Origin of the sequence: Conexibacter sp. CPCC 206217 (assembly GCF_030646165.1) — a bacterium.
Taxonomy (GTDB): Bacteria; Actinomycetota; Thermoleophilia; order Solirubrobacterales; family Solirubrobacteraceae; genus Conexibacter.
The window spans coordinates 747,658-772,455 of record NZ_JAUTDO010000002.1 but is presented as its reverse complement, the minus strand read 5'-3'; the positions used below and the strand labels follow the sequence as shown (position 1 = coordinate 772,455).

Here is a 24,798-nt window from a genome sequence, read left to right as displayed (position 1 = left end):
GTACGACGAGCATGACGACGACAGCACCACGCTTGACGCCGGAGCAGCTCGACGCGTTCGGCCGTGAACTGGACGCGATCCGCGAGCGCGTGCTCGCCGACCGCGGCGAGCGCGACGCCGGCTACATCCGCCGCGTCATCAAGGCGCAGCGCGGCCTGGAGGTCGCCGGTCGCGGTCTGCTCTTCTTCAGCGCGCTGCCGCCCGCGTGGCTCGCCGGCACCGCCGCCCTGTCGCTCTCCAAGATCCTCGACAACATGGAGATCGGCCACAACGTGATGCACGGCCAGTACGACTGGATGAACGATCCGGCCGTCAACGGTCAGAGCTTCGAGTGGGACAGCGCCTGCCCGTCGGAGCAGTGGCGTCACTCGCACAACTACATGCACCACACGCACACGAACATCCTCGGCAAGGACCGCGACATCGGCTACGGCGTGCTGCGGATGTCGGCCGATCAGAGCTGGCATCCGTACTACCTGGGCAACCCGCTGTACGCGCTCCTGCTGGCGTCGTTCTTCCAGTGGGGCGTCGCGTTCCACGACCTCGAGATGGACCGCATCGCGGCGGGCAGGACCGGCTGGCGCGACAAGGTCGGGATGGCAGGCCAGATCTGGCGCAAGGGCCGGCGCCAGGCGCTGAAGGACTACGCGCTGTTCCCGCTGCTGGCCGGCCCGAACGCCCCGACCACGCTGACGGCGAACCTGACCGCCAACTTCGTCCGCAACGTGTGGGCGTTCATGATCATCTTCTGCGGTCACTTCCCCGACGGCGTCGAGGAGTTCACCGAGGAGGAGACCGAGGGCGAGACGCGCGGCGAGTGGTACCGCCGCCAGCTGCTCGGCTCCGCCAACCTCACCGGCGGCCAGCTCTTCCACATCATGAGCGGCAACCTCAGCCACCAGATCGAGCACCACCTCTTCCCCGACCTCCCCGCGCACCGCTACGGCGAGCTGGCGGTCGAGGTGCGGGAGATCTGCGAGCGCTACGGCCTCCCGTACAACAGCGGCCCGCTGCACAAGCAGTTCGGCAGCGTCGTGAAGAAGATCGTGCGGCTGGCGCTGCCGGACGGCGGCGAGGCGGTGCCGATGGTCGAGCCCGGCGCCGCCCCGGGCCCGGCGTCACCGGATCCGGCGAGCCGCGCGCGCGAGCTGGCTGTGGCCTGAGCCGGGAGCGGGCCGCGGCATCCGTGCCACGGCCCGCCCGCTCGTCCGCCGCGCTCAGCGCCGGCGAGCCTTGCCTCTTCTGCCTCCTCTTCTCGGCGCCGCTCTCACCGTCACCGCGAGCGCGCGGGAGCCGGCGCCGGCGGCGGTGAAGTTGCCGGTCCACTGGGCGACGAACTGGGTCGTGCCGCGCGCGACGGGCCAGCTCGAGACGAACGCGCCGTTGGCGGCGACGTCGACCGTCTGGGAGGTCCAGCGCGTGCCGCCCGGCGCGAGCGCGGAGACCGTCACGCGCGCGTTTGCGCCGGCCGGGCGCAGACGGCCGCTGATCGTGACGCGCGTCGGGTTCGTCAGCGTGCGCCGGCGCGTCGAGAGCGTCAGCGTCGAGCGTTCACCCTCGCTGCCGCCGCTCGTGCTCGTCAGCAGCGACGACGTGCCCGCCAGCAGGTAGTCGATGCCGCCGGCCGGCGCCGCGATGCCGGCCGAGCGGATCGTGTCGTTGACGACGAACTGCGGCTGCCAGGTGGCGCCGGCATCCGTCGTGCGCAACAGGTAGCCGCCGTTCTCGTTGCCGAACCGCTCGACCACGAGGTACGCCGAGCGGTCGGAGCCGACCGCCATGCCGGTCGCGCCGGCGCTGCCGACGCTCGTCAGCACGGACCAGCTTCTGCCCGCGTTCGTCGTGCGCCAGATGCGGCCCTGGACGTCGCGCAGCAGGCCCGTCGTCGGCGAGGAGAAGGCGACCTGGCGGATCAGCAGCCGCTTGCGCGCTCTTCTCGTCGCGCCCGGCTTCGCCAGCGCCGTCCACGTGCGGCCGCTGTCGCGGCTGCGGGCGATCGCGTCAGGTCCCCAGACGACGATCGCGCCACCGCGTGCGGCGACAGCGCCGCGCAGCCCCTTGCGCGCGACCGCTCTGTCCCTCAGCTGCACGAACGTCTCGCCGCCGTCGGTCGAGCGCCGCAGGCTGCGCGGCCCGACCGCCAGCACGACGTCCGCGCTCGGCGCCAGCACCGCGCTCGCGATCGAGGTCGAGCCGGTTCCGAGCGTCTTCCAGGTCGTGCCGCCGTTGGCGGTGCGGAACAACCCGCCGCCATCGTCGAGCGCGTAGCCGACATCGCCGCTCGGGAACGACACGTCGAGCAGATCGGCCGCCGTCGGGACGCTGCCGCGCGTCCAGCTGCTGCCGCCGTCGGTCGTCTTCGCGAACGCGCCGACGCTGCCGGTCGCGTACGCGCGCCCGCGCGCGGCTGACGGGCGGATCGACGAGTAGCTGCCGCTCAGACGTCTCCCGATCGCCGAGAAGGTCGTGCCGGCGTCGTCGGAGAGGACGGTCGCGCCGCTGGCGCCGACCGCCGAGACGCGCGTCGGCGAGGCGAACGCGGCCGCCAGGATCGCGTCGCTGGACGGCGTGATCACCGCGCCGGGCGTGTCGCCCGCGTCGGCGGTGCGCACGAGCTGGGCGCCGGTCGAGGTCGACAGGATGCACAGCTGCGGGCTCGCGCAGCGGATCGCGGTGTAGTCGAGCGCACCCGCGCCGAGATCTCTCGGCGTCCACGTCGCGCCGCCGTCGTCGGTGCGCAGGAAGAGGCCGCCGGAGCCGACCGCGAAGCCGTGGGCGGCGTCGAAGAACCACAGTTGGCTGACCGGGCGGGGGAACTGGCCGACGACTCTCCACGAGACGGCCGCGTCGGTCGTCTGGAAGATCCGTCCGTCGTTGGTCGCGGCGACGCCGGTCGTCGGTGCCGTGAAGGCGAGCGACGTCGGCGCCGCGCCGCCGCCCGCCGCGCTGGTGCCGGGCAGCGCCGTGCGCTGGCCGAACTGCGTGCCGCCGTCGTCGGTCGTGAAGACGCTGCCGTCGTCGAGCAGCAGGTAGCCGAGCGTGGCGGAGGTGAAGGAGAGCGCGCGCAGCGACGCGCGGCAGCTCGACTCGACCGGCGTGAACGCGACCGCGGTGAAGGATCTGCCGCCGTCGGTCGAGCGGCGCGCGACGCAGCCGCCGCCCGCGAAGACGGTGTCCGCGTCGACCGCCTGCACGATCGAGAGCCCCTGGAACGTGCCGACCGGCAGGCCGCTCCAGGTCGCGCCGCCGTCGGTCGTCTTCAGCAGCGTGCCGAAGTCGCCGGCGGCGTAGCCGGTGCTGCCGGCGAACGACGCGGACCGCAGCGTGTTGCCCTGCGGGAGCGGGTTGCCCCACTGCCAGCCGGACGCACCGACCTGGACGTTCGCGTCTGCGGCGGCCGGAATCGCCGTCGCCCCCGTCGTCGCGATCGCGGCAGCGACCAGCGACGCGGCGAGCGCGCGCTTGAGAACCATCTGTATTAACCCCTTGTTGGAGTAACGGACTGCCTACATCAACGGCGCCTAGGGCGAGGTGTTGCGCAGAAGCTTGCAAGACCTATCGTCTGGCGGTGAAGTCGCACGCCGGGCAGAAGGTAGTTGCGCGCGCAACGACATGATATAGTTGCGCAAGCAATCACATTGAAGAGAGCGACGAGGAGCGGCGATGAAGCTCGAAGGGCTGCACCACATCACGATGATCACCGGCGACGCGCACAAGAACGTCGCTTTCTACGCCGACCTGCTGGGGCTGCGGCTCGTCAAGAAGACCGTCAACTTCGACCAGCCCGAGGCCTACCACCTCTACTTCGGCGACGAGAGCGGTGCGCCCGGCTCGATCCTGACGTGGTTCGAGTTCGCCGGCGCCGCGCGCGGTCGCGCCGGCCTCGGGATGGTCCACACGCTGCAGCTCGGGGTCCCGTCGGCCGCCTCGATCGACTTCTGGGAGCAGCGCCTGCGCGACGGCGGCTACAGCTCCACCCGCGGCGAGCGCGGATCGCTGCGCTTCGCGGACTACGACGGGCTCGGGCTCGAGCTGGTCGTCGCCGACGATGGCAACCCGCCGCTGCAGGCGACCCACCCCGACGTGCCGGCGGAGCACGCGATCACCGGCCTCGAGGGCGCGCGCGCCTACAGCACCTTCGCGAAGGTCGAGGAGTCGCTGCTGACCGACGTGCTCGGGTTCTCCTACCTCGGCGACGGTGAGTACCGCCTCGACGGCGAGCAGCGCCACTTCCACTGGGCCTTCGACCAGGCGCAGCAGGTCGGCGAACAGGGCGCCGGGACGGTCCACCACATCGCATGGGCGTCGCAGGACGACGACCACCTCGAGTGGCAGGCGCGCGTGCGCGAGGCTGGCGGCTTCGTCACCGACGTGCGCGACCGCGACTACTTCAACGCGATCTACTTCCGCGAGCCGCGCGGGATCCTGTTCGAGATCGCGACGCTGTCGCCCGGCTTCGCCGTCGACGAGGACCTGCAGACGCTCGGCGAGGCGCTGCGCCTGCCCAAGCAGCACGAGCACCTGCGCGACCACCTGGAGCAGTCGCTGGTGCCGATCGTCAACCCGCGCGCCGAGCGCCGCGAACAGGTCGCCGGCGAGGTGTCGGCATGAGCGCGCTGACGTATCTCGAACGCCCCGCCGACGGGGCGCCGGAGGGCCTGCTGGTGCTGCACCACGGCCGCGGCGCGGACGAACACGACCTGCTTCCGTTCGGCGACGTGCTCGATCCCGACCATCGCCTCCACGTCGTCACGCCGCGTGGGCCGCTGACGCTGCCGGGCTGGCCGGGGAGCCATTGGTACTACGTGCCGCGCGTCGGCTATCCGGACCATGACACCTTCCACGCCGCGTACGCGAAGCTGGCGGCGTTTCACGACGGGCTGTGGGAGCGCACCGGCATCGCGCCGTCGCAGACCGTCTTCGGCGGCTTCTCGATGGGGTCGGTGATGAGCTACGCGCTCGGGCTCTCGGGCGAGCGGCCGGCGCCGGCCGGGATCCTCGCGTTCTCCGGCTTCGTCCCGACGGTCGACGGCTGGCAGCCCGACGTCGCGAGCCGTGCCGAGGCCGGCACGCGCGCCTTCGTCGCACACGGCCGCAACGACCAGGTGATGGACGTGACGTTCGCGCGTCACGCGCGCACGCTGCTGGAGGCGGGCGGGATCGAGCTCGAGTACCACGAGTCCGACGCGGCCCACCACATCGACCCCGCACACTTCCCCGCCGCGACGCGCTGGGTCACGACGACGCTGGCACTCGACAAGGCGGCACGGTGATGGCGCGGGATTCTGCGTCCGAGGCGGAACCCGGCGCGCCGTCGCGGCCGGCGGGCGCGCCGGCGTCGGTCGCGGCGTTCCGCCAGCGCGAGCTGGACCGCACGCTCTTGTTCGGCCGCGGCGCTCTCGCCGAGGCGGGCGAGCTGCTCGGCGACGGCTACACGCTGCTGAGCACGCCGCGCGCGGTCGCGGCCGCACCCGACGTCGCTGCGGCCGCGCCGCGCACGATCGAGGTCCCCGCAGGCAGGGTCGACGCGATCGCCGGCGACCTGCTGGCGGCCGAGGTCGACCTCGGCCCCGCGGACGCGCTGCTCGTCGCGCTCGGCGGCGGCCGCGTGGTCGACGTGACGAAGGCGCTCGCCGCAGCATCGACGCCGCCGCGCGTGGTCGCCGCGATCCCGACGACGGCGTCCGGCGCGGAGATGACGGCGAGACACCGCCGGGCGCGCGGGGCCCCCGCCGAGACGCCGTTCGTGCGCCCGGCGATCGTCGTCAACGACCCCGCGCTGAGCGCGTCGCACGCCGTCCCCGACCTCGCCGCCAGCAGCGCGAACGCGCTCGGCCACGTCCTGATAGCGCTCACGAGCGACCGCGCGACTCCGTTCAGCAGCGCCGTCGCGCGGGAGGCCGCGCAGCGGTTCGCGCGGGCGTGGGGCGGCGCGGGTTCCCTGACCGACACCGACCGCGACGAGATCGCGCTCGGTGCGCTGCTCGCCGGCTGGGCGGTCGATCAGAGCGGGCTCGGCTTCCACCACGCGCTCGCGCAGACTGTCGTGCGCGAGGCCGACGTCGCGCACGCGGTCGCGAACGCCGCGCTGCTGCCCGAGTCTGTCATCGCCGTCCATGGCCGCCGCCCGGAGCCGCTCGACACGCTCGACGCCCAGTTGCCGATCGACTTCCTCCAGCTCACGCGTCTGCTGCGCGCGCAGGCCGGCGGCGACGGCCTCGCGCTCCTCGCGCGCGACGAAACGCTGCTGCAGCACGTCGTAGCGATCGCCGCCCGCCGCACCGCCGACCTCGCCCACGTCCCGCCGCCGCTCGACGAGACCGAGATCCGCCGGCTCTACGAAGCCGCCGCCGCAGCGAGCGCGTGATACCGATCGACCGCATTCGGCTCCGAACGAGGTGCGGTGACACCGGTCGGTGTCACCGCACCTCCTCCCGCCGGATCCGCCACCAGCCGGCGACGAGCGGGAAAACCATCCACAGCAGCAGGGTCGTGCCGGCGCGCGCCCATTCGGTCGCGCTCAGCAGCTCGTTCGGGAGATGTGCGAGCGACTGCGTGCTGTCGAGCCATTCGCCCGCGGTCTGCAGCGCGGAGATCGAGCTGAGCGCCGCCCACACGAGCGGCAGCACGAAGTAGAGGACGATCGCCGGGGCGGAGGCGAGCAGCAGCGCGCCGAAGCCGACGCCCATCGCCATCGCCGTCACGACGTAGACGAGCACCTGCAGCAGGAGGCCGGCGGACATGCTCCAGGTGTCCGGCACGTCGGGCGCCATCACCGCGGTGGCGACCGCCGCGATCGCCACGCAGAGCACGGTCGCGGCCACCGACAGCAGGATGCCGGCGAGCAGCTTCGCGACCAGCACGCGACCGCGCTGCGGTACGAGCGCGAACGTGATCAGCGCCGTGCGCTGGTTCCACTCGGAGCTGACGAGCAGGATCCCGATGATCGGCAGCAGCAGGCTGACCGGGAAGATCGCGAGCTCGAGCATTCTGCTGAACGTGTGGTCGACCGGGTCACCGGCGATGCAGACGATCGCGACGAGCGCGAGCGTCACGGCGGCGGTCGCGATCAGCAGCCACAGGCCGGCGCGCGTGTCGACCATCTTGCGCAGCTCGACCCCGGTCAGACGACCGAGGCCGGGACGGGCGTGCGCGGAGCGGGCCGCGGCGGGGACGGGACCAGCGGTGGTCGCACTCATGCGACGTCCTCCTCGATCGTGTCGGTGGCGCCGGTTGTGCCGGCGCCGCCCGCAAACGCGGGCTGCTCCAGCGGCCGCGCCGCCGGCGGCGCGTTGCCGTCGGCGCGGGCGGCGCCGCTGCCGTCACCGGTCAGGTCGAAGAACAGCTGCTCCAGACCCGCTCCCTCCGACGGCCCGAGCGCCGTCAGCACGACGCCGCCGGCCAGCGCGGCCCGCCCGACCTGCTCCGGCTCGGCCTCGACGACGAAGCCGCCGTCGCTGCCGCGCCGGGCGGCGAGTCCGGCCGCCTCCAGCGCCGCCAGCAGGATCCGCTCGTCGCTCGCGCGCACGAGCGTCCCCGCATCCGACAGCAGCTCGTCGCGCGTGCCCTGCGCGACGATCCGGCCGTTGCCGATGATCACCATCCGGTCGGCGACCGCCTCGACCTCGCGCAGCAGATGCGAGGACAGCAGCACGGTGCCGCCGCGGTCGGCGAAGTCGCGCAGCAGCTCGCGCATCCAGCGCATCCCCTCCGGGTCGAGGCCGTTCGCCGGCTCGTCGAGGATCAGCACCTCGGGGTCGCCCAGCAGCGCGTGCGCGAGGCCGAGCCGCTGGCGCATCCCGAGCGAGTACTGGCGCACACGCTTGCGCCCGGCGGCGCGATCGAGCCCGACGCGCACGAGCAGCTCGTCGACGCGGCGCTCGTCGACGCCGAGCGTCTGCGCCGAGACCGCGAGCGCCTCGCGCCCGCGGCGGCCGGCGTGCTGCGCGGAGGCGTCGAGCAGGATCCCGACGCGCATGCCGGGGTTGGGCAGGTCGCGGTAGCGCCCGCCGAGCACGCGCGCGTCGCCGCCGTCGGGGCGCGACAGGCCGCACAGCATCCGCATCGTCGTCGTCTTGCCGGCGCCGTTGGGGCCGAGGAAGCCGGTCACGCTCCCGGGCTCGCAGCGGAACGAGATGTCGTGCACGACGGTCCGTCCGCCGAACTCCTTGGTGAGGCCGTCGGATTCGATCATGGCCGGGAGGATCGCCGCGGCGGACGTGCGCGCGCCACGGCCGCCGGTCGAGACTCGGATCGACTTCGGTAGGGGGTCGGGGCGTCTGGGTCGCCGTAGGCTGTCGGGTGCGATGAGCGAGCTGGTCCAGTCTCCGCCCGACGCTGCGGCGCCGCCGGCCTCCGCGCCGTTCGTGCCCTCGCGCTGGCAGCGGGCGCTGCTGCCGGGCGAGCTGCGCGGCGCGGGCGACCAGGGGCGCTCGGCGCGTGACTGGGTCGTCGACGTGGTGCAGTTCATGCTCGCGGTGGGGATCGGCGCCGCGTTGCTCGCGACGACGTGGGACGACCACAGCCAGCTCGGCAAGGTGCTCGACGTTGCGCTCGGAGTCGTCTGCTGTGGGGCGCTGTGGTGGCGTCGGCGACACCCGCTCGCGATCGCCCTGCTGACCGGTGCGGCGGGCGTCGTCGCGGCGGCGCCGGCCGGCGCCGGCGCGATCGCGCTGTTCGGCGCGCTGATCCGGTTGGAGTGGAAGTGGGTCGCGTGGCTGTCGCTGCTGGCGGTGGTGGCGGCGTTCGTCTTCCCGCTGCTGCTGCCGACCGAGGAGCGCTACAGCACGGACCTGGTGTTCGGCCTGCTGTTCACGGGGGTGGTGATCGGTTGGGCGCTGTTCGTGCGGGTGCAGCGCGAGCTGGTCCGCTCGCTGCAGGAGCGCGCCGTGCGGCTGGAGTCGGAGCAGCGGTTGCGGGTCGACCAGGCGCGCGAGGCGGAGCGGCGGCGGATCGCGCGTGAGATGCACGACGTGCTTGCCCACCGCGTCGCGCTGCTGTCGCTGCACGCCGGCGCGCTGGAGTTCCGCCCCGACGCGCCGCCGGAGGAGATCTCCGCGGCGGCGGGCGTCGTGCGCGCATCGGCGCGGGCGGCGCTGGAGGATCTGCGCGAGGTGATCGGGGTGCTGCGCGAGCAGGAGGCGGAGGGCGAGGCGAGCGCCGGCGCGGGCGGCGCCGGTCTCGGCGACGGCGCGCGCACGGCCGGTGCGCCCGAGCCGCCGCAGCCGACGCTCGTGCAGATCCCCGCGCTGGTCGAGCGCTCGCGCGCGGCCGGGATGCGCGTCGGCTGCAGGATCGAGCTGGGCGGACTCGACGGCGCCGCCGTCGGCGACGTACTCGGCCGAACCGCCTACCGGATCGTCCAGGAGGGCCTCACGAACGCGCACAAGCACGCGCCTGCCGCGGCGGTGGAGGTGCTGGTGGAGGCGCACGACGGGACGCTGGTCGTCGAGGTCGTCAGCCGCCGCTCGGTCGGTGCGGCGACCGCGGAGGCCGCCGCGCGCGGCGAGCAGCTGCCAGGGACGGGGATCGGGCTCGTCGGCCTCGCCGAGCGGGTCGCGCTCGCGGGCGGGGAGCTGGAGCACGGGCCGGACACGCGCGGCGATTTCGTGTTGCGCGCGACGTTGCCGTGGGAGTCGCGATGACCCCCGTCCGCGTCCTGCTCGTCGACGACGACGCGCTCGTTCGCTCGGGGCTGCGGATGATGCTGGCGGGGGCGGCGGATCGCGTCGAGGTCGTCGGCGAGGCGGACGACGGCCGCGGGGTGCTGGCGGCGGTCGACCGTCACCGGCCCGACGTCGTGCTGATGGACATCCGCATGCCGCAGCTCGACGGGATCGCCGCCACGCGGCTGCTGCGTGCGCAGCCGGCGCCGCCGCAGGTCCTCGTGCTGACGACGTTCGACGCTGACGAGCTGGTCCTGCAGGCGCTGCGCGCGGGCGCCGCCGGCTTCCTGCTGAAGGACACGCCGCCGCCGCAGATCGTCCAAGCGATCGAGCTGGTCGCGGCCGGCGAGGCGATGCTGTCGCCGGGCGTCACGAGGCAGCTGATCGCGCTGGTAGCGGGTGACGGCGAGGCCGCGGCGCGCGCCGAGCGGGCGCGCGAGCGGCTGGCCATGCTGAGCCCGCGCGAGCACGAGGTCGCGCTCGCGGTCGGCCGCGGCTGCGCGAACGCCGAGATCGCCGCGCAGCTGCACATGAGCGTCGCGACCGTGAAGGCGCACGTCTCGCGGCTGTTGGCGAAGCTCGAGTTGGACAACCGCGTCCAGATCGCGCTGCTGGTCAACGACGCGGGGTGAGCGGCTCCCGCCGCATCAGCCACACGTGCGGCCCGCCGTCGGGCATGTCCAGCTCCGCGGTCGTGACGAAGCCGAGCCGCTCGTAGAGGCGCACGTTCGCGGCCGAGGAGGTGTCGAGCACGGCCGGCTCGCCGCGCGCGTCGAGGTCGGCGAGGGCGGGCTCCAGCACACGCGTGCCGAGCCCCTCGCCCTGCCGCGCCGGCAGCACGCCGACGGCGGCGAGGACCCAGTGCTCGTCGCGGGGCGCGTACGGCAGCAGCGCCTCGATCCCGCGCGCGACGTTGTCGATCCGCGCCCCGCTCAGCTGCGCGATCCGCTCGATCAGCCCGTCGCGCTCGAACAGCTCGTCCTGCGCGGCAGCGGACCGGCTCGACGTCCACGCCGCGACCGCCGCCGCGTCGTCGCTGACCCACAGCTGGCCGAGCTGCAGCGCGACCTTCAGATAGATCCCGTACAGCTGCTCCAGCCGCTGACGGTGGTCGCGCTCGTCGACGACCCAGCGCGTCCACGCATAGTCCGCGAACGCCTCCGCCAGCGCCCCCGCCGCCCACGGCAGATCGGCGGCAACGGCACGGCGGATGACAGGCACGGCGTCAGGCACGACCCGTCCGAGGATGCCACGTCAGGGCCCGAGCAGCGCCGCGGGGACGACGGCGATCCCGTCTCTGCGTCGGTACGCGTCGGTCCCGGTCGTGACGACGACGGCGTCGAGCAGGTCGTCGCCGAGCTCGCGCGCGAGCCATCTCAGGTGCGTCGTGTCGTGGTCGCGCGCGTCGCGCGCGAGCTTCACCTCGAACGCGACGACACGACCGTCGGCGCGCTCGAGGATCACGTCGACCTCGCGCGCGCCGCCGGCGGTGCGAAGGTGCTTGACCGACGCTTCGGCGGCCTGGGCGTAGGTGCGCAGGGAGAGCGTGACGAGCGACTCGAACAGCGTCCCGGCGAGCGTGTCGTCGCGCGGGATCGGCGGGCCGGCGGCGCGGCCGTCGAGCAGCGTGTCGGCATCGACGCCGAGCAGCCGTGCGGCCAGCGCGGGGTCGGCGAGCTGGTGCTTCGGCGGCGACGCGAGGCGCGATATGCGGTTGCGCGTCGGCAGCCACGCCTGCACCGAGTCGACGATCCACAGCCGTTCGAGCACGTCGCGGTACGGGATCGTCGTCGTCTTCGCCGGCTTGTCGCCGTGGCCGCTCGTGGCAGCGTCGCGGATCGTCTCGAACGTCGCCGTCGTCGACGAGGCGGCTGCGTACGCCGTCATCCATCGGCGCAGCGCCGCCGGGTCGCGCACGTTGTGACCCAGCTCCGGGAAGTCGCGGTCGACGATCCGCAGCAGGTAGCTGTCGAGTTGGGCACGCAGCGCCCGGCTGGAGCGCGACCGCAGGCCCGGGAAACCAGAGGCTACGATCTCGTGCACGTAGTCGTCGAGGCGCAGCGGGCTGGAACCGTCGATTGCGGGTCTGTCACCGGACAGCAGCGCTGCGCAGCTGACGGAGCTGGGCGTCAGCCCGCGCTCGGCGAGGGCGAGCGGTCGCATCCGCACGCTGACGATGCGCGCGGCACCGGAGTGCAGGCCGCGCTCGTCGGGCTGCGAGGAACCGGTCAGCAGGAAGCTGCCGGGCACCGCGCCGCGATCGACCGCGCGGCGTACGAGGTCCCACGTCTCAGGGACGTACTGCCATTCGTCGATCAGGATCGGTGTGGGGCCTTCAAGCAGCCGCGCCGGGTCGGCGAGCGCGAGGTTGCGCTGGGCTGGATCGTCCAGCTCGCGCAGCGTCCGCGCGCGCTGAGCAGCGGTCGCCGTCTTGCCGACGCCCTTGGCGCCCTCGATCGCCAGCGCGGCGATCTCCGGCATCAGCTCGTCGAGCTCAGCATCGACGACGCGTGCGGCGTAGACGTCCGTGGGCATCGCTCCAGACTACCGCTTCGCAGGCGGCTGCGCTACCGCTGTGCAGCGCTATACACTACCGTTATGCAGCATCGGACGCTACCGATGTGCACGTTCAGCCGCCGGCGAGGACGGCGTCGTAGCCGTCGGCGCGCAGCACGTCCATGACGGCGTCGCGGTGGTCGCCCTGCAGCTCGATCACGCCGTCCTTGGCGGAGCCGCCGACGCCGCAGCGCTTCTTCAGGCGGCCGGCCAGCTCGCGCAGGCCCTCGTCGTTGAGGGGGACGTTGGTGATCGTCGTGACCGTCTTGCCGCGGCGGCCGGAGGTCTCGCGGCGCACCTTCACGCGGCCGCCGCCCTGGGGCGCCGACGCGGATCGGCTGTCGCGCGCCTTGCGCAGATCGCCGTCGCTGCTGGACCAGACGAGGTTCGAGTCGCGCTTCGCCATTCGCGAAACGCTAGCGGGTGAGCTCGCGTGTCGAGCCGCCGGCGCGGCGAGCGGGGAGGATGACTCCGATGACGTCCCTCACGCCGATCGATCGCGGGTCGCGCGCCGCCGTCGCAACGGCGCGCGCGCTGGGGTTGCGGGTACAGGAGCCGGTCGTGTTGAAGGACGGCAGCAACCTGCTGCTGCGGTTGGCGCCGGCGGCGGTCGTCGCCCGGGTGGCGACCGGGACGGCCGAGATGCGGCCGGACGGCGTCGCGCTGGCGCGCGAGGTTGCGATCGCGGGAGCGCTCGCGCGGGCGGGTGCCCCGGTCGTCGGCCCGAGCGCCGAGCTGCCGCCGGGCCCGCATCGCCGCGACGGCTTCACGCTCAGCTTCTGGGAGTACGTCGCGCCGGCCGATCGTCCGCTCGACGCGTACGCGGCCGGGCGGCGGTTGCGGGAGTGCCATGAGGTGCTCGGCGACACGGCGCGCGACACTGGGGCGGTCGATGCGGCTGGGGCGGCTGAGGCGGCGGGGGCGGCTGAGGCGGCTGGGGCGGATCCGGCGGCGCCTGCGGCCCGCGCTCTCGCCCTACCGCGCATGGGCGCGCTCACGGAGGCTGCAGCGATCGTCGAGCGGCTCGCGGATGCCGGCTCGCTCGACGCCGACGAAGCTGCGCTGCTGCGCGCCGTCGGCAGGCGTGTGCGGGAACGGGTGGAGCTGCTCGGACTGCCGTTGCAGCCGATCCACGGCGACGCGCACCTGCGCAACGTGCTCGACGACGCCGCGCGCGGACCGCTCTGGAACGACTGGGAGGACGCGTTCCTCGGGCCGCGCGCGTGGGATCTGGCGTGCCTGTATGCGGCGCTGCCGCCGTTCGGCACACACGATCCGGCCGCCGCCGGGCAGGCCTACCGCGGCTACGGCGCGCCGGTGCACGCGGACGTGCTGCGGGCGCTCGTCGCCGCGCGGCGCTGGCAGCTGCTCGTCTGGGGTGCGGCGCTCGCGCGCGGCTGGCCGCAGCGACGCGGCTGGTTCGACGAGCGGATCGCATGGCTGCGGGAGCGGGAGCACGGCCGCGCTGGCGACACGGGCGCCTGACAGAGCTCGGTCGTCAGCGTTGCGGGGAAGGGGGTCATCGGCGCGGCGTACGGGCGGCGGGTGTCAGGCGTCGGCGCGCCGCTGGAAGCGTGCGCGACCGCGCTTGACTTCAAGCCGCCTTGAAGCGCGACAGTGTCGACATGACGCTTGCGTGGATCGATCGCTCCGAGGCCGGCAAGCTCGGCGTCGGCGGCCCCGACGCGCTCGCCTTCCTGCAGGCGCTGCTGTCGGCCGACGTCGCGCGGGTGGCGATCGGCGACGGCGTGCCGACGGCGCTGCTGACGCCGAAGGGCCAGCAGCGCGCGCTCGCGCGGGCGCTGCGGACCGAGCGCGGCTGGCTGCTGCACTGCGAGCGCCCCGCGCTCGAAGGGCTCTTCCGCGGGCTGTGGAGCGGCCGGATCGGGTGGCGGGTCGAGCTGCACAAGCTGACGCTGGCGCAATGCCTCGTAAGCGTGGTGGGGGACGAAGAGGAGCTGGCGCGGTTCGCCGTTCGCGACCCGCGCACCGATGCCGCTGCGCCGATCGTGGGCGCCGAGGCCCCGGCGGTCGCGCTGGGCGCGCTGGGCGCTGCGTCGATCACAGGCACCGAGGATCCGACGCCCGCGCTGGCCGCGCTGGTCGCGGCTCCCGACCTGACGCACCTCCCGACCCGCTGCGCCGGCATCCCCGTTCGCGCGGTGCGCACCTGGGCGGGCATCGATCTCGTCGCGCGCGCCGATCGACTGCCCGCGCTGGAAGCGGCGCTCGCACGCGCCGGCGCGGCGCCGCTCGACCACGCCGGCTGGGACGCGCTGCGGATCGAGCGCGGGCGGATCGCCTACGGCGCGGACGCGCGCGAGACGCTGCTGCCGGCCGAACTGGGGCTCGACGCGACGACGGTCGCGACCGAGAAGGGGCTCTATCCGGGCCTGCAGACGGTGCTGCGGCAGCAGCGCTCGGGCACGGTCCACCGTCGCCTCTGCCGTGTCCACTCCGACCACGCGCTGCTGGCGAGCGGGGATCGGCTGCTCGTCGCCGGCGGCGACGGCGGTCGCCCGGCGGGCGAGGTCACGAGCGCGCTCGCGTTCGACGGGCTCGCGCTCGTGCGCAGCGGGGCCGAGGAGCCGTTCCTGCATGCGCCGACCGGGACGCGCGTGCGCATCGAGCCGCTCGCGGACGCGGCGTCGTCGCTCTAGACGCGGTTTCGACCGAGGACCGAAGGATCACTGCGGTAGAGCAGCAGCAAACGTGCGCTGCTCCGGTGGCGCTCGGGCTGTCGATGTGAACGCCCCTGGCGTGGCGCCGGCCCGCTTGCGAGCATGTGCGGCGTGATCGAGACGACGCAGGTCGAGGGGTTCGAGGCGCTGCGGTTGAGTTCCGAGGAAGGGCTGACGGCGACGTTCCTGCCAGGCGCCGGGATGCTCGGCGTCTCGCTGCGTGACGGCGAGCAGGAGCTGCTCGGGCAGCGGCACGGGCTCGCGACGTACCTGCGCGACGCGAGAACGATGGCGCTGCCGCTGCTGCACCCGTGGGCCAATCGCCTCTCTCGCGACGCGTTCGAGGTCGCCGGCCAGCAGGTGCGGATCGCCGACGGCGCGGCGGGCCTGCATCGCGACGGGAACGGACTGCCGATGCACGGGTTGCTCGCCGGTCGCCCGGAGTGGATCGTGGAACGCGACGGCACGGCCGGCGGCGAAGCGGCGGACGCCGGCGGCGCCGCCTTCGGGGCGACGTTCGACTACGGCGCCCACCCCGAGCTGCTCGCCTCGTTCCCGTTCCCGCACATGCTGCGGATCGAGGTCGCCCTGCACGCTCGCACGCTGCGCCTGACGACGACGCTGACCGCGACCGGCGACGTGCCGGTCCCCGTCGCGTATGGCTTCCACCCGTACCTGAGACTGCCCGACACGCCACGCGAGCGATGGCAGGTCGAGCTGCCCGCGTTGCGTCACCTGCAGCTCGACGCGCGCTCGATTCCGACCGGCGCGGCCGAGCAGGAGCCGGCGAGCGTCCACCTGCTGGGCGACCGCGCGTTCGACGACGCCTACGACGGCGTCGAGCCCGGCACGCGCTTCGCGGTCGGCGACGGCACACGCCGGATCGAGCTCCGCTTCGAGCAGGGCTTCGCCGCCGCGCAGGTGTTCGCCCCGCTGAGCGAGCCGGTCGTCTGCTTCGAGCCGATGACGGCGCCGACCGATGCACTCGTCTCGGGCAACGGCCTGCGCCTCGTCGAGCCGGGCGAGCGCGACGTCAGCGCCTTCTCGCTCACGGTCGCCTGAATCGCCGCGACGGCGGCGCCGCGCGTGCGCGCGCCGTTCGCGTCAGGCTGCGGCCGCTTCGTCGCCGAACGCCGTCGCGCGCGAGACCTGCTCCCAGTCGCGCATGTCCTGCCGCAGCCGTTCGGCGTCGGCGCGGGCGCGGTCGAGCGCGTCGGCGCCGAGCACGAGGTCGACGGGCGGATTCGACGACTGCACAGCGTCGATCATCGCCACGGCGGCCTTCGCCGGGTCGCCGGTCTGCGTCCCCGCGATCCCCGCGAACCTGCCGAGCACCGCGCCGGCGGTCGGCGCGTAGGCGTCGAGCGTGCGGGCGGTGGAGCGGATCGAGTGGTCGGACAGGAAGTCGGTCCGGAACTGGCCGGGCGCGACGATCGTGACACCGATCCCGAGCGGTCCCGCCTCCTGCGCGAGCGCCTGCGAGACGCCGCGCAGCGCGGCCTTCGCGGCGGCGTAGAGGCCGGAGCCGGCGCCCGGCGCGAGCGCCGCGATCGAGATCACGTTGACGACGTGACCGCCGCCGCGCTGCTCGCGCAGCAGCGGCAGCGCCGCCTGCATCACGCGCAGCGGGCCGAAGAAGTTGACCTCGAACAGGTGCGCGACCTCGTCGGCCGAGGCGCCCTCGACCGTGCCGAGCAGGCCGTAGCCGGCGTTGTTGACGACGACGTCGAGGCGGCCGTGGACGGCGTGCGCCCGCTGCACGGCGACCGCGGCCTGGGCGGGGTCGGTGACGTCGAGCGCGACGGCGTCGAAGCGGGCGGGCGCGGCGTCGGCGGATGCGATGGCGCCGGGTGCGCCGCCCGCAAGCGTCCGCGGATTCTCGGCGAGCGACGCCGGCGCCGACCCGTCGCGCGTCGTGCCGACGACGTGGTGTCCGCGCCGCAGCAGTTCGCGTGCGAGCGCCTCGCCGAGCCCGCGCGAGACGCCGGTCACGAACCACACCTGCTGGGATTGCTGAGTCATCGGGCGAGTCCTTCTCGTCGGGGAGCCGGAAGCAGCTCGATGCAGTCAAGCCGCGATCCGCGGGTCCAGCCAGGTCCCTGCGAAGGGTGGTAGTCGCACGGTCACCACCGCGTTCGCGACCGCGCCTATCGTTGAGCGCATGCCCGACGACAATCGCCTCGGAGCGTTCCTGCGTGCACGCCGCGAGCTGGTCACCCCGGAGCAGGCGGGGGTGACGGCGTACGGGCGCCGTCGCGTGCCGGGTCTGCGGCGCGAGGAGCTGGCGATGCTGGCCGGCGTCAGTGCCGCCTACTACGTGCGGCTGGAGCAGGGCCGCGACAGGCATCCGTCGGAGCAGGTGATCGACGCGCTCGCGCGCGTGCTGCAGCTCGACGACGACGCGCTCGAGCACCTGCGCGCACTCGCCGCGCCGACCACGCGCCGCCGCCGTTCCGCATCCGCGCGTCCCGAGCGCGTGCGTCCGGAGCTGGCGCGGCTGGTCGCGGCCCAACCGACCCCCGCGACCGTCCTCAGCCGTCACATGGACGTGCTCGCCGCCAACGCGCTCGCCAGCGCCCTGCACCCGAGCTACCGTGCGGGCCGCAACATCGTGCGCGACGTCTTCCTCGACGCGGGCGCCCGCGCGCAGTACGTCGACGTGCCCAGACGCTGCGCCAGCTCCGTCGCCTCCCTGCGCGCCGCCGTCGGCGCCGACCTCGACGACCCCCGCCTCACCGAGCTGGTCGGCGAGCTGTCGCTCAAGTCCGACGAGTTCCGCCGCCTCTGGGCCCGGCACGACGTGCATGAGAAGAGCGGCGGAAGCAAGTCCTACGACCACCCCCAGCTCGGCGAGCTGACGCTCGCCTACCAGTCCTTCAACGTCCCCGGCACCGCCGGCCAGCTGCTCCTGATCTACACCGCCCCACCCGACTCCGCCGCCGAGCAGTCGCTCGCGCTGCTGGTGACGATCGCGGCGGAGGAGCGCGGCGTATCGATCTCGTCCGCGCCGCGCTAGCGTCCCGCGCCATGAGCGTTCCCATCGCGCGGCGGCTGCGGCCGTTCGGCACGACGATCTTCACCGAGATGTCGGCGCTCGCGCTGCGGACGGGGGCGATCAATCTGGGGCAGGGGTTTCCGGACACGGACGGGCCTGCGGAGCTGACGGAGGCGGCCGCGGCGGCGTTGCGCGAGGGGCGCAATCAGTACGCGCCGCTTGCCGGGGTGCCGCCGCTGCGGGCGGCGATCGTCGCGCATCAGCGACGGTGCTACGGGCTGGAGATCGATCCTGACGACGGCGTGCAGGTCACGTTCGGGGCGACCGAGGCGATCGCTTCGGCGATGCTGGGACTGCTGGAACCGGGCGACGAGGCGATCGCGCTGGAGCCGACGTACGACTCCTATGGCGCGGCGGTCGCGATGGCCGGCGGGGTGCTGCGGCCGGTGACGCTGCGGGCACCGGACTTCGCGCTCGACCTCGACGAGCTGAGACGGGTGGCGGCAAGCGCGAGACGAGCCCGCGTGCTGCTGCTCAACTCGCCGCACAACCCGACCGGACGCGTGCTCACGCGCGCGGAGCTGGAGGGGATCGCGGCGGTCTGCGTCGAGCATGACCTGGTCGCCGTCACCGACGAGGTCTACGAGCACCTCGTCTTCGAGGGCGCGAAACACATCCCGCTCGCGACGCTGCCCGGGATGGCGCAGCGGACGCTGACGATCTCCAGCGCCGGCAAGTCGTTCTCGCTGACTGGCTGGAAGATCGGCTGGTGCAGCGGGCCGCCCGAGCTGGTCGCCGCTGCGCGCGCCGCGAAGCAGTTCCTCACCTTTGCCGGCGGCACGCCGCTGCAGCACGCCGTCGCGCACGGGCTCGCCGAGGCCGAGCGCCACACCGCGCCGCTCACCGCCCAGTTGCAGGCCAACCGCGACCGGCTCGCGAGCGGCCTCGAAGCCGTCGGCTTCGCCGTCTCGCCGACGCAGGGCACCTACTTCGTCAACGCCGACGCCGCCCCGCTCGGCGTCACCGACGCGGCGAGCTGGTGCCGGGAGCTGCCGCAGCGCATCGGTCTCGTCGCGATCCCGACGAGCGCCTTCTACGCCGACCCCGCCGACGGCCGCACGCTCGTTCGCTTCGCCTTCTGCAAGCGGCCGGAGGTGATCGAGGAGGCGGTGGGCCGGCTCACGCGGCTGGCCGGATGAGGAGCGACCGCCGAAGGTCCTGAAACGAAGCGCGGCCCCCGCTACAGTCGACTCACCATGAGCGCCGACCGCGCCACCGCCGCGCAGCCAGTCATCGCCGACTCGATCCTCGACACGATCGGGGGCACGCCGCTCGTGCGGCTGTCGCGCTACGGGGCGGGGCTGACACCGCAGCTGGTCGCGAAGGTCGAGTCGGCCAACCCCGGCGGGTCGATCAAGGACCGCGTCGCGATCAGGCTGATCGAGGCGGCCGAGCGCGACGGCAGCCTGCAGCCCGGCGGCACGATCGTCGAGCCGACCTCCGGCAACACCGGCACCGGACTCGCGATCGCCGCGCGCATCAAGGGCTATCGCGTGATCGCCGTGATGCCGGACAAGATGTCGCGCGAGAAGATCGACCTGCTGCGCGCGTACGGCGCCGAGGTCGTGATCGCGCCGACCGACGTCCCGCCCGACTCGCCGCGCTCCTACTACCGCGTCGCCGATCGCCTCACCGAGGAGATCCCCGGCGCCTTCCAGCCCAACCAGTACTTCAACCCCGCCAACCCGGCCGCGCACGAGGCGTCGACCGGCCCCGAGATCTGGGAGCAGACCGGCGGGCGCATCACGCACCTCGTCGCGGGCGTCGGCACGGGCGGGACGATCAGCGGCGTCGCGCGCTTCCTGCGCACGCGCAACCCGGAGATCAGAGTGATCGGCGCCGATCCCGAAGGCTCGATCTACTCGGCTGGCGCCGACGACCAGGTGCGGCCGTACCTCGTCGAGGGCGTCGGCGAGGACTTCTGGCCCGCGACCTTCGACCGCTCCGTCGTCGACCGCTACGTGACCGTCAGCGACAGAGACTCGTTCCTCGCCGCGCGCCGGCTCGCGCAGACGGAGGGGATCCTCGCCGGCGGCTCGTCGGGCACCGCGCTGCACGCCGCCTTCCAGGTCGCGCAGGAGCTGACCGACCCGCAGGCGCTCGTGCTGGTGGTCCTGCCCGACGGTGGGCGCAGCTACCTCAGCAAGGTCTTCAACGACACCTGGATGACCGAGCACGGCTTCCTCGACCGCGGCACCGCGCAGCGCGTCGACGACGTGCTGCGGGCGAAGGCCGCCGGCGCGAGCGCGCCGCCCGCGCTCGTGACCGTCCACACGCACCAGCAGGTCAAGGACGCCGTCTCGCTGCTGCACGAGCACGGCGTCTCGCAGCTGCCGGTCGTCTCGGCGACCGACCCGAGCGCGATCGTCGGATCCGTCGGCGAGCGCGGCCTGCTCGCCCACGCCGTCGGCGACCCGTCGCTGCTGACGGCGCAGATCGTCGACGTGATGGAGCCGCCGCTGCCGGCCGTCGCGGCGAGCGATCCGGTCCGCGACGCGGTCGCGCTGCTGACCGGCGAGCGCCAGGCGCTGCTGGTCACGCGCGACGGCGCGCCCGCCGGGATCCTCACCCGCACCGATCTGCTCGAAGCGCTCGCCAGATGACCTCGTTCCGCACGCGCGCGGTTCACGCCGGCCTCAGACCGGATCCGACCTACGGTTCGGTGATCCCGGCGATCCACCAGACCTCGACGTACCGCCAGTCGGCCGTCGGCGAGTTCGTCGGCGACTACGACTACGCGCGCTCCGCCAACCCGACCCGCTTCGCGCTGGAGGAGGCGCTCGGAGAGCTGGAGTCCGGCCGCGCGGTCGCGTTCTCCTCCGGCCTCGCCGCCGCGCACGCGCTGCTCGTGCACGTCGCCAGAACGGGCGACCACGTCGTGCTGCCGTCCGACCTCTACGGCGGCACCTTCCGGCTGATCGACAAGGTGCTCGTGCAGTGGGGGCTCGACTACACGCTCGTCGACCAGACCGACCTCGACGCGCTCGCCGCCGCGATCACGCCGCGCACGCGGATCGTCTGGGTCGAGACGCCGACGAACCCGCTGCTGAACGTGGTGGATGTGCGCGGCGCGGTCGAGCGGGTCGCGGCGAGCGCGGGCTCGGGGGCGGGTGCCCGCCCGCTCGTCGTCGTCGACAACACGTTCGCGACGCCGGTCAACCAGCGGCCGCTGGAGCTGGGCGCCGACGCCGTCGTGCACTCGACGACGAAGTACCTCGGCGGCCACTCCGACGTCGTCGGCGGCGCCGTGATCGCGAGCGACGAGGCGCTCTACGAGGGCATGCGCTTCGTGCAGAACGCGGTCGGCTCCGTGCCCGGTCCGTTCGACTGCTTCCTCGTCCACCGCGGCCTGCGCACGCTGCCGCTGCGGATGGCGGCGCACGCCGAGAGCGCCGCGGCGGTGTCGGCGTTCCTGAGGACCGCGCCCGGCGTCAGCGACGTGCGCTGGCCCGGCTTCAGCGGGATGGTCTCGTTCCGCCACCCCGACGCGATCGGGATCGCGCAGCGCACGACGCTGTTCACGCTGGCGGAGTCGCTCGGCGGCGTCGAGTCGCTGATCGAGGTCCCGCAGGCGATGACGCATCAGTCGGTCGAGGGATCCGACGCGGCCGTGCCGGCCGACCTGATCCGCCTCTCGTGCGGGATCGAGGAGCCGGCCGACCTCGTCGGGGACCTGCGCGCCGCGTTGGCGGCCTGACCTCAGACCGGCGCGACCGACCGTCCCGGGCGCCGCCGGCTCGGTCCGCGGCCGGGCGGCTGCACCGGCACCGGGCCCGCCTGCGGCGGCGACCAGCTGCGCGTCTGCGGTCTGCCGACCTCCAGCGTCAGCTCCTCACCGTTGTGGGCGATCGTCAGCGGCTCGCCGTCGCGCAGCTCGTAGGTCGCCTCGCCGTGGACGATCTCGACGCGGAGCCTGCGCCCGCGGAACATCAGGCGGAACGCGAGCCTCTGCAGCGAGTGCGGGATCCGCGGCGCGAAGGTCAGCTCGCCGTCGTGGTCGCGCAGCCCGCCGAAGCCGGCGACGGCCGCCAACCATGAGCCCGCCAGCGACGCGATGTGCAGCCCGTCGCGCGTGTTGTGCGCGAGGTCGTCGATGTCGACCAGCGCCGCCTCGCCGAAGTAGTCGTAGGCGAGGTCGAGGTGGCCGACCTCGGCCGCGACGATCGCCTGCACGCATGCCGACAGCGACGAGTCGCGCACGGTCAGCCGCTCGTAGTAGGAGAAGTTGCGCGCCTTCTGCTCGTCGGTGAACGCGTCGCCGCGCTTGTAGAGCGCGAGCACGAGGTCCGGCTGCTTGACGACCTGCTTGCGGTAGAGGTCGAAGTAGGGGAAGTTGAGCAGCAGCGGGTACTGCTCCGGCGCGGTGTTCTCGAAGTCCCACTCGGCGTGCCCGGTGAAGCCCGCCGACTGCTCGTGGACGCCGAGCCGCTCGGAGAACGGCACGTACATCGCGGCCGCCGCGTCGCGCCAGGCGGCGATCTCCTCGTCGTCGACGCCGAGTCTCGCCGCCGTGCGCGGATGGCGCGCGGCGGCCTCGACGGCGCCCTGCAGATTGCGCTGCGCCATCAGGTTCGTGTAGACGTTGTCGTCGACGATCGCGGTGTACTCGTCGGGTCCGGTGACGCCGTCGATGTGGAAGGCGCCTTCGACGTCGTGGTGGCCGAGCGAGCGCCACAGCCGCGCGGTCTCGACCAGCAGCTGCAGCCCGGTCTCGCGCTCGAACGTGAGATCGCCGGTGACGTCGACGTGGCGGATGACCGCGTCGGCGATGTCGGCGGCGACGTGGAACGCGGCCGTGCCGGCCGGCCAGTAGGCGGAGCACTCGTGGCCGCGGATCGTGCGCCACGGGAACGCAGCGCCCTCGAGCCCGAGCTGGAACGCCCGCTCGTGCGCGAGCGGCAGCGTCGACTGGCGCCAGCGCAGCGCGTCGGCGGCGGCGGTCGGCGCGACGTAGCTGAGCACCGGCAGCACGAACGTCTCGCTGTCCCAGAAGGAATGGCCGTCGTAGCCGGAGCCGGTCAGGCCCTTCGCCGCGATCGCGCGCCGCTCGGTCCGCGCGCCGCACTGCAGCGTGTGGAAGAGCGCGAAGCGGATCGCCTGCTGCAGCTCCGCGTCGCCGTCGATCTCGACGTCGGCGCTGTCCCAGAACTCGTCGAGGTACTCGCGCTGCTCCTCCACGAGCCCGTCCCAGCCGCTGCGGCGAGCGGACGAGAGCGCGGCGTCGACCTGGTCGCGCACGGCCGGCAGCGAACGACGGCTGGACCAGCCGTAGCCGATGAACTTCGTCAGCACGAGGCTCTCGCCGCGGCCGATCTCGGTCGCGACCGTGAGGCGTGCGAGGTCCTCGTGGCTCTCGACCTCGATCACGGTCCCGTCGGGGCCGTCGACGACGTGGTCCATGCCCGCGGCCATGCGGATGCCGCTGGCGCGCGTGCGGTGCACGAGCACCGCGCGGCACTCATGGTCCTCGTGCATCTCGGCGACGAGCGGCTGCGCCAGCGCGGCGGCCGCGCGCGGGTCCTTGGAGACCGCGGCGCCCGGCTCGTTGGCGACCAGCTCGGACTGCACGACGATGCGCGTCTCGCCGTCGAGCGGGCGCACCTCGTAGCGGATCGCGGCGACGCCGCGCTGCGCGAACGAGACGAGCCGCGTCGATCTGACCTCCAGCTCGCGCCCGGCCGGCGAGCGCCAGCGAACGGTTCGCTGCAGCGTTCCCGCTCTGAGGTCGAGCGCGCGTCTGTGGCTGACGAGCGTGCCATAGCGGACGTCGAACGGCTCGTCGTCGACGAGCAGGCGGATGATCTTGCCGTTGGTGACGTTGACGACCGTCTGGCCGTCCTCCGGGTAGCCGTAGCCGGCCTCGGCGTACGGCAGCGGGCGCGTCTCGTAGAAGCCCGCGAGATAGGTGCCCGGCAGGCCGAACGGCTCGCCCTCGTCGAGGTTGCCGCGCATGCCGATGTGGCCGTTGGAGAGCGCGAAGACGGACTCCGCCTGCGCCAGCAGCTCAGGCTGGAAGTGACCTTCGCTGACGCGCCACGGCTCGACGGTGAAGTGCGGTTCGATGTTCACAGCAGCTCCGAGAGGTCGTCGACGACGATGTCAGCGCCGTTTGCGAGCAGCGCCTCGCGCTGCCCGACACGGTTGACGCCGACCACGAATCCGAATCTGCCCGCGTGCCCGGCGGCGACCCCGGCGAGCGCGTCCTCGAACACGACCGCCTGCGACGGCTCGAAGCCGAGCTGGCTGGCGCCTGCGAGGAACGTGTCGGGCGCGGGCTTGCCGTGCAGTCCCGCCGCGTGCGCGGTCAGGCCGTCGACGCGGACCTCCAGCAGGTCCTCAATCCCGGCCGCCTGCAGCACCGCCTGGCAGTTGTTGGAGGAGGAGACGACGGCGGTTCTCATGCCGGCGTCGCGGACCGCGTGCAGGTATCTGATCGAGCCCTCGTAGGCCTCGACGCCGCCGTCGGCGATCAGTCTCAGCACGAGTGCGTTCTTGCGCGTGCCGAGGCCGTTGACGGTCTCGGCCGTCGGCGGGTCGTCGCGCTCGCCCTCGGGCAGGACGATCTCGCGTGAGGCGAGGAAGTCGCGCACGCCGGCCTCGCGCGGCTTGCCGTCGACCCACCTGTCGTAGTCCGCCTGCTCGAACGGGACGAACGGCGCGCCCTCGCGTTCGGAGCGCTCGCGCAGAAACTCGTCGAACATCGTCTTCCACGCGGCCGCATGGACCTTGGCGGTCTGCGTGAGCACACCGTCGAGGTCGAAGAGGCAGGCCGTGACACCGTCTGGGAGGCCGAGCATCCGCTGGAAGATAGGCGAGCGCGGGATCGGACGTGTTGCCAAGC

General features: G+C 73.5%; 22 protein-coding genes. 13 read left to right on the top strand and 9 right to left on the bottom strand.

Annotated features, from left to right (window positions below; all coding sequences use genetic code 11):
- The first annotated feature begins 11 nt into the window (after positions 1–11).
- Entirely contained in the window at positions 12–1,163 is a 1,152-nt protein-coding gene (locus Q7L65_RS08240) for a fatty acid desaturase (RefSeq protein ID WP_304720223.1), read from the top strand.
- Between the two features lie 54 nt (positions 1,164–1,217).
- On the opposite strand, the gene Q7L65_RS08235 is transcribed toward Q7L65_RS08240, so the two are convergent.
- A complete protein-coding gene (locus tag Q7L65_RS08235; RefSeq protein WP_304720221.1) occupies positions 1,218–3,473 on the bottom strand; it encodes a YCF48-related protein in 2,256 nt (751 codons plus the stop codon).
- A 190-nt stretch (positions 3,474–3,663) separates the two neighbouring features.
- Here Q7L65_RS08235 and Q7L65_RS08230 point away from each other — a divergent pair, with 190 nt between their 5' ends.
- Genes Q7L65_RS08230 through Q7L65_RS08220 form a run of 3 tightly spaced genes read left to right on the top strand, consistent with a single transcriptional unit; the run spans position 3,664 to position 6,367 of the window.
- Positions 3,664–4,611: a VOC family protein gene (locus Q7L65_RS08230; protein WP_304720219.1), complete on the top strand. Its 948-nt coding sequence runs from the start codon at positions 3,664–3,666 to the stop codon at positions 4,609–4,611.
- Positions 4,608–5,273, top strand: a complete 666-nt coding sequence (locus Q7L65_RS08225) for an alpha/beta hydrolase (protein ID WP_304720217.1) — start codon at positions 4,608–4,610, stop codon at positions 5,271–5,273. Before Q7L65_RS08230 ends, Q7L65_RS08225 begins: the two co-directional genes overlap by 4 nt.
- Entirely contained in the window at positions 5,273–6,367 is a 1,095-nt protein-coding gene (locus Q7L65_RS08220) for an iron-containing alcohol dehydrogenase (protein WP_304720216.1), read from the top strand. Before Q7L65_RS08225 ends, Q7L65_RS08220 begins: the two co-directional genes overlap by 1 nt.
- Before the next feature lie 52 nt (positions 6,368–6,419).
- Here Q7L65_RS08220 and Q7L65_RS08215 read toward each other — a convergent pair whose 3' ends face one another.
- Together Q7L65_RS08215 and Q7L65_RS08210 are read right to left on the bottom strand one after the other, a co-directional pair.
- The gene (locus Q7L65_RS08215; RefSeq protein ID WP_304720214.1) at positions 6,420–7,199 is read right to left on the bottom strand and encodes a hypothetical protein; all 780 of its coding nucleotides are present in this window, start codon (positions 7,197–7,199) and stop codon (positions 6,420–6,422) included.
- Positions 7,196–8,194 carry an ABC transporter ATP-binding protein gene (locus tag Q7L65_RS08210; RefSeq protein ID WP_304720213.1) on the bottom strand — a complete coding sequence of 333 codons (999 nt, stop codon included), beginning with the start codon at positions 8,192–8,194 and terminating at the stop codon, positions 7,196–7,198. Before Q7L65_RS08210 ends, Q7L65_RS08215 begins: the two co-directional genes overlap by 4 nt.
- A gap of 112 nt (positions 8,195–8,306) precedes the next feature.
- Here Q7L65_RS08210 and Q7L65_RS08205 point away from each other — a divergent pair, with 112 nt between their 5' ends.
- Positions 8,307–9,644, top strand: a complete 1,338-nt coding sequence (locus Q7L65_RS08205) for a sensor histidine kinase (protein WP_304720212.1) — start codon at positions 8,307–8,309, stop codon at positions 9,642–9,644.
- Entirely contained in the window at positions 9,641–10,297 is a 657-nt protein-coding gene (locus tag Q7L65_RS08200; RefSeq protein ID WP_304720210.1) for a response regulator transcription factor, read from the top strand. The genes Q7L65_RS08205 and Q7L65_RS08200 overlap by 4 nt, the downstream gene beginning before the upstream one ends.
- Here the strand turns inward: Q7L65_RS08200 and Q7L65_RS08195 are convergent.
- The 3 genes from Q7L65_RS08195 to Q7L65_RS08185 all read right to left on the bottom strand — a co-directional run bounded on the left by Q7L65_RS08195 (position 10,281) and on the right by Q7L65_RS08185 (position 12,627).
- Entirely contained in the window at positions 10,281–10,898 is a 618-nt protein-coding gene (locus Q7L65_RS08195) for a GNAT family N-acetyltransferase (protein ID WP_304720209.1), read from the bottom strand. The genes Q7L65_RS08200 and Q7L65_RS08195 overlap by 17 nt on opposite strands.
- A 21-nt stretch (positions 10,899–10,919) precedes the next feature.
- Positions 10,920–12,200, bottom strand: a complete 1,281-nt coding sequence (locus Q7L65_RS08190) for an ATP-binding protein (protein WP_304720207.1) — start codon at positions 12,198–12,200, stop codon at positions 10,920–10,922.
- Positions 12,201–12,294: 94 nt separating this feature from the next.
- Entirely contained in the window at positions 12,295–12,627 is a 333-nt protein-coding gene (locus tag Q7L65_RS08185; RefSeq protein WP_304720205.1) for a translation initiation factor, read from the bottom strand.
- Positions 12,628–12,695: 68 nt separating this feature from the next.
- Between Q7L65_RS08185 and Q7L65_RS08180 the strand changes: the two genes are divergently transcribed.
- The 3 genes from Q7L65_RS08180 to Q7L65_RS08170 all read left to right on the top strand — a co-directional run bounded on the left by Q7L65_RS08180 (position 12,696) and on the right by Q7L65_RS08170 (position 15,964).
- On the top strand, positions 12,696–13,706 hold the full coding sequence (locus Q7L65_RS08180) for a phosphotransferase (protein ID WP_304720204.1): 1,011 nt from the start codon (positions 12,696–12,698) through the stop codon (positions 13,704–13,706).
- Between the two features lie 140 nt (positions 13,707–13,846).
- Positions 13,847–14,881 (top strand): folate-binding protein YgfZ, encoded by a 1,035-nt coding sequence (locus Q7L65_RS08175; RefSeq protein WP_304720202.1) that lies wholly within the window; start codon positions 13,847–13,849, stop codon positions 14,879–14,881.
- Between the two features lie 132 nt (positions 14,882–15,013).
- On the top strand, positions 15,014–15,964 hold the full coding sequence (locus Q7L65_RS08170; protein ID WP_304720201.1) for an aldose 1-epimerase: 951 nt from the start codon (positions 15,014–15,016) through the stop codon (positions 15,962–15,964).
- Positions 15,965–16,006: 42 nt separating this feature from the next.
- On the opposite strand, the gene Q7L65_RS08165 is transcribed toward Q7L65_RS08170, so the two are convergent.
- Positions 16,007–16,924, bottom strand: a complete 918-nt coding sequence (locus Q7L65_RS08165; protein ID WP_304720199.1) for an SDR family NAD(P)-dependent oxidoreductase — start codon at positions 16,922–16,924, stop codon at positions 16,007–16,009.
- A gap of 139 nt (positions 16,925–17,063) precedes the next feature.
- Here Q7L65_RS08165 and Q7L65_RS08160 point away from each other — a divergent pair, with 139 nt between their 5' ends.
- The 4 genes from Q7L65_RS08160 to Q7L65_RS08145 are packed head-to-tail and all read left to right on the top strand — an operon-like array spanning position 17,064 to position 21,654.
- Positions 17,064–17,918, top strand: coding sequence for a helix-turn-helix transcriptional regulator (locus tag Q7L65_RS08160; RefSeq protein ID WP_304720197.1), 855 nt, complete (start codon positions 17,064–17,066; stop codon positions 17,916–17,918).
- 11 nt (positions 17,919–17,929) lie between these two features.
- Positions 17,930–19,096: a pyridoxal phosphate-dependent aminotransferase gene (locus Q7L65_RS08155; protein WP_304720195.1), complete on the top strand. Its 1,167-nt coding sequence runs from the start codon at positions 17,930–17,932 to the stop codon at positions 19,094–19,096.
- A 57-nt stretch (positions 19,097–19,153) separates the two neighbouring features.
- Positions 19,154–20,560 carry a cystathionine beta-synthase gene (locus tag Q7L65_RS08150; protein ID WP_304720193.1) on the top strand — a complete coding sequence of 469 codons (1,407 nt, stop codon included), beginning with the start codon at positions 19,154–19,156 and terminating at the stop codon, positions 20,558–20,560.
- Positions 20,557–21,654 (top strand): PLP-dependent transferase, encoded by a 1,098-nt coding sequence (locus Q7L65_RS08145; RefSeq protein ID WP_304720191.1) that lies wholly within the window; start codon positions 20,557–20,559, stop codon positions 21,652–21,654. Before Q7L65_RS08150 ends, Q7L65_RS08145 begins: the two co-directional genes overlap by 4 nt.
- Positions 21,655–21,656: 2 nt before the next feature.
- On the opposite strand, the gene Q7L65_RS08140 is transcribed toward Q7L65_RS08145, so the two are convergent.
- Together Q7L65_RS08140 and Q7L65_RS08135 are read right to left on the bottom strand one after the other, a co-directional pair.
- Entirely contained in the window at positions 21,657–24,026 is a 2,370-nt protein-coding gene (locus Q7L65_RS08140; protein WP_304720190.1) for a glycoside hydrolase family 65 protein, read from the bottom strand.
- Positions 24,023–24,754: an HAD family phosphatase gene (locus Q7L65_RS08135; RefSeq protein WP_304720188.1), complete on the bottom strand. Its 732-nt coding sequence runs from the start codon at positions 24,752–24,754 to the stop codon at positions 24,023–24,025. Before Q7L65_RS08135 ends, Q7L65_RS08140 begins: the two co-directional genes overlap by 4 nt.
- Positions 24,755–24,798 lie beyond the last annotated feature (44 nt).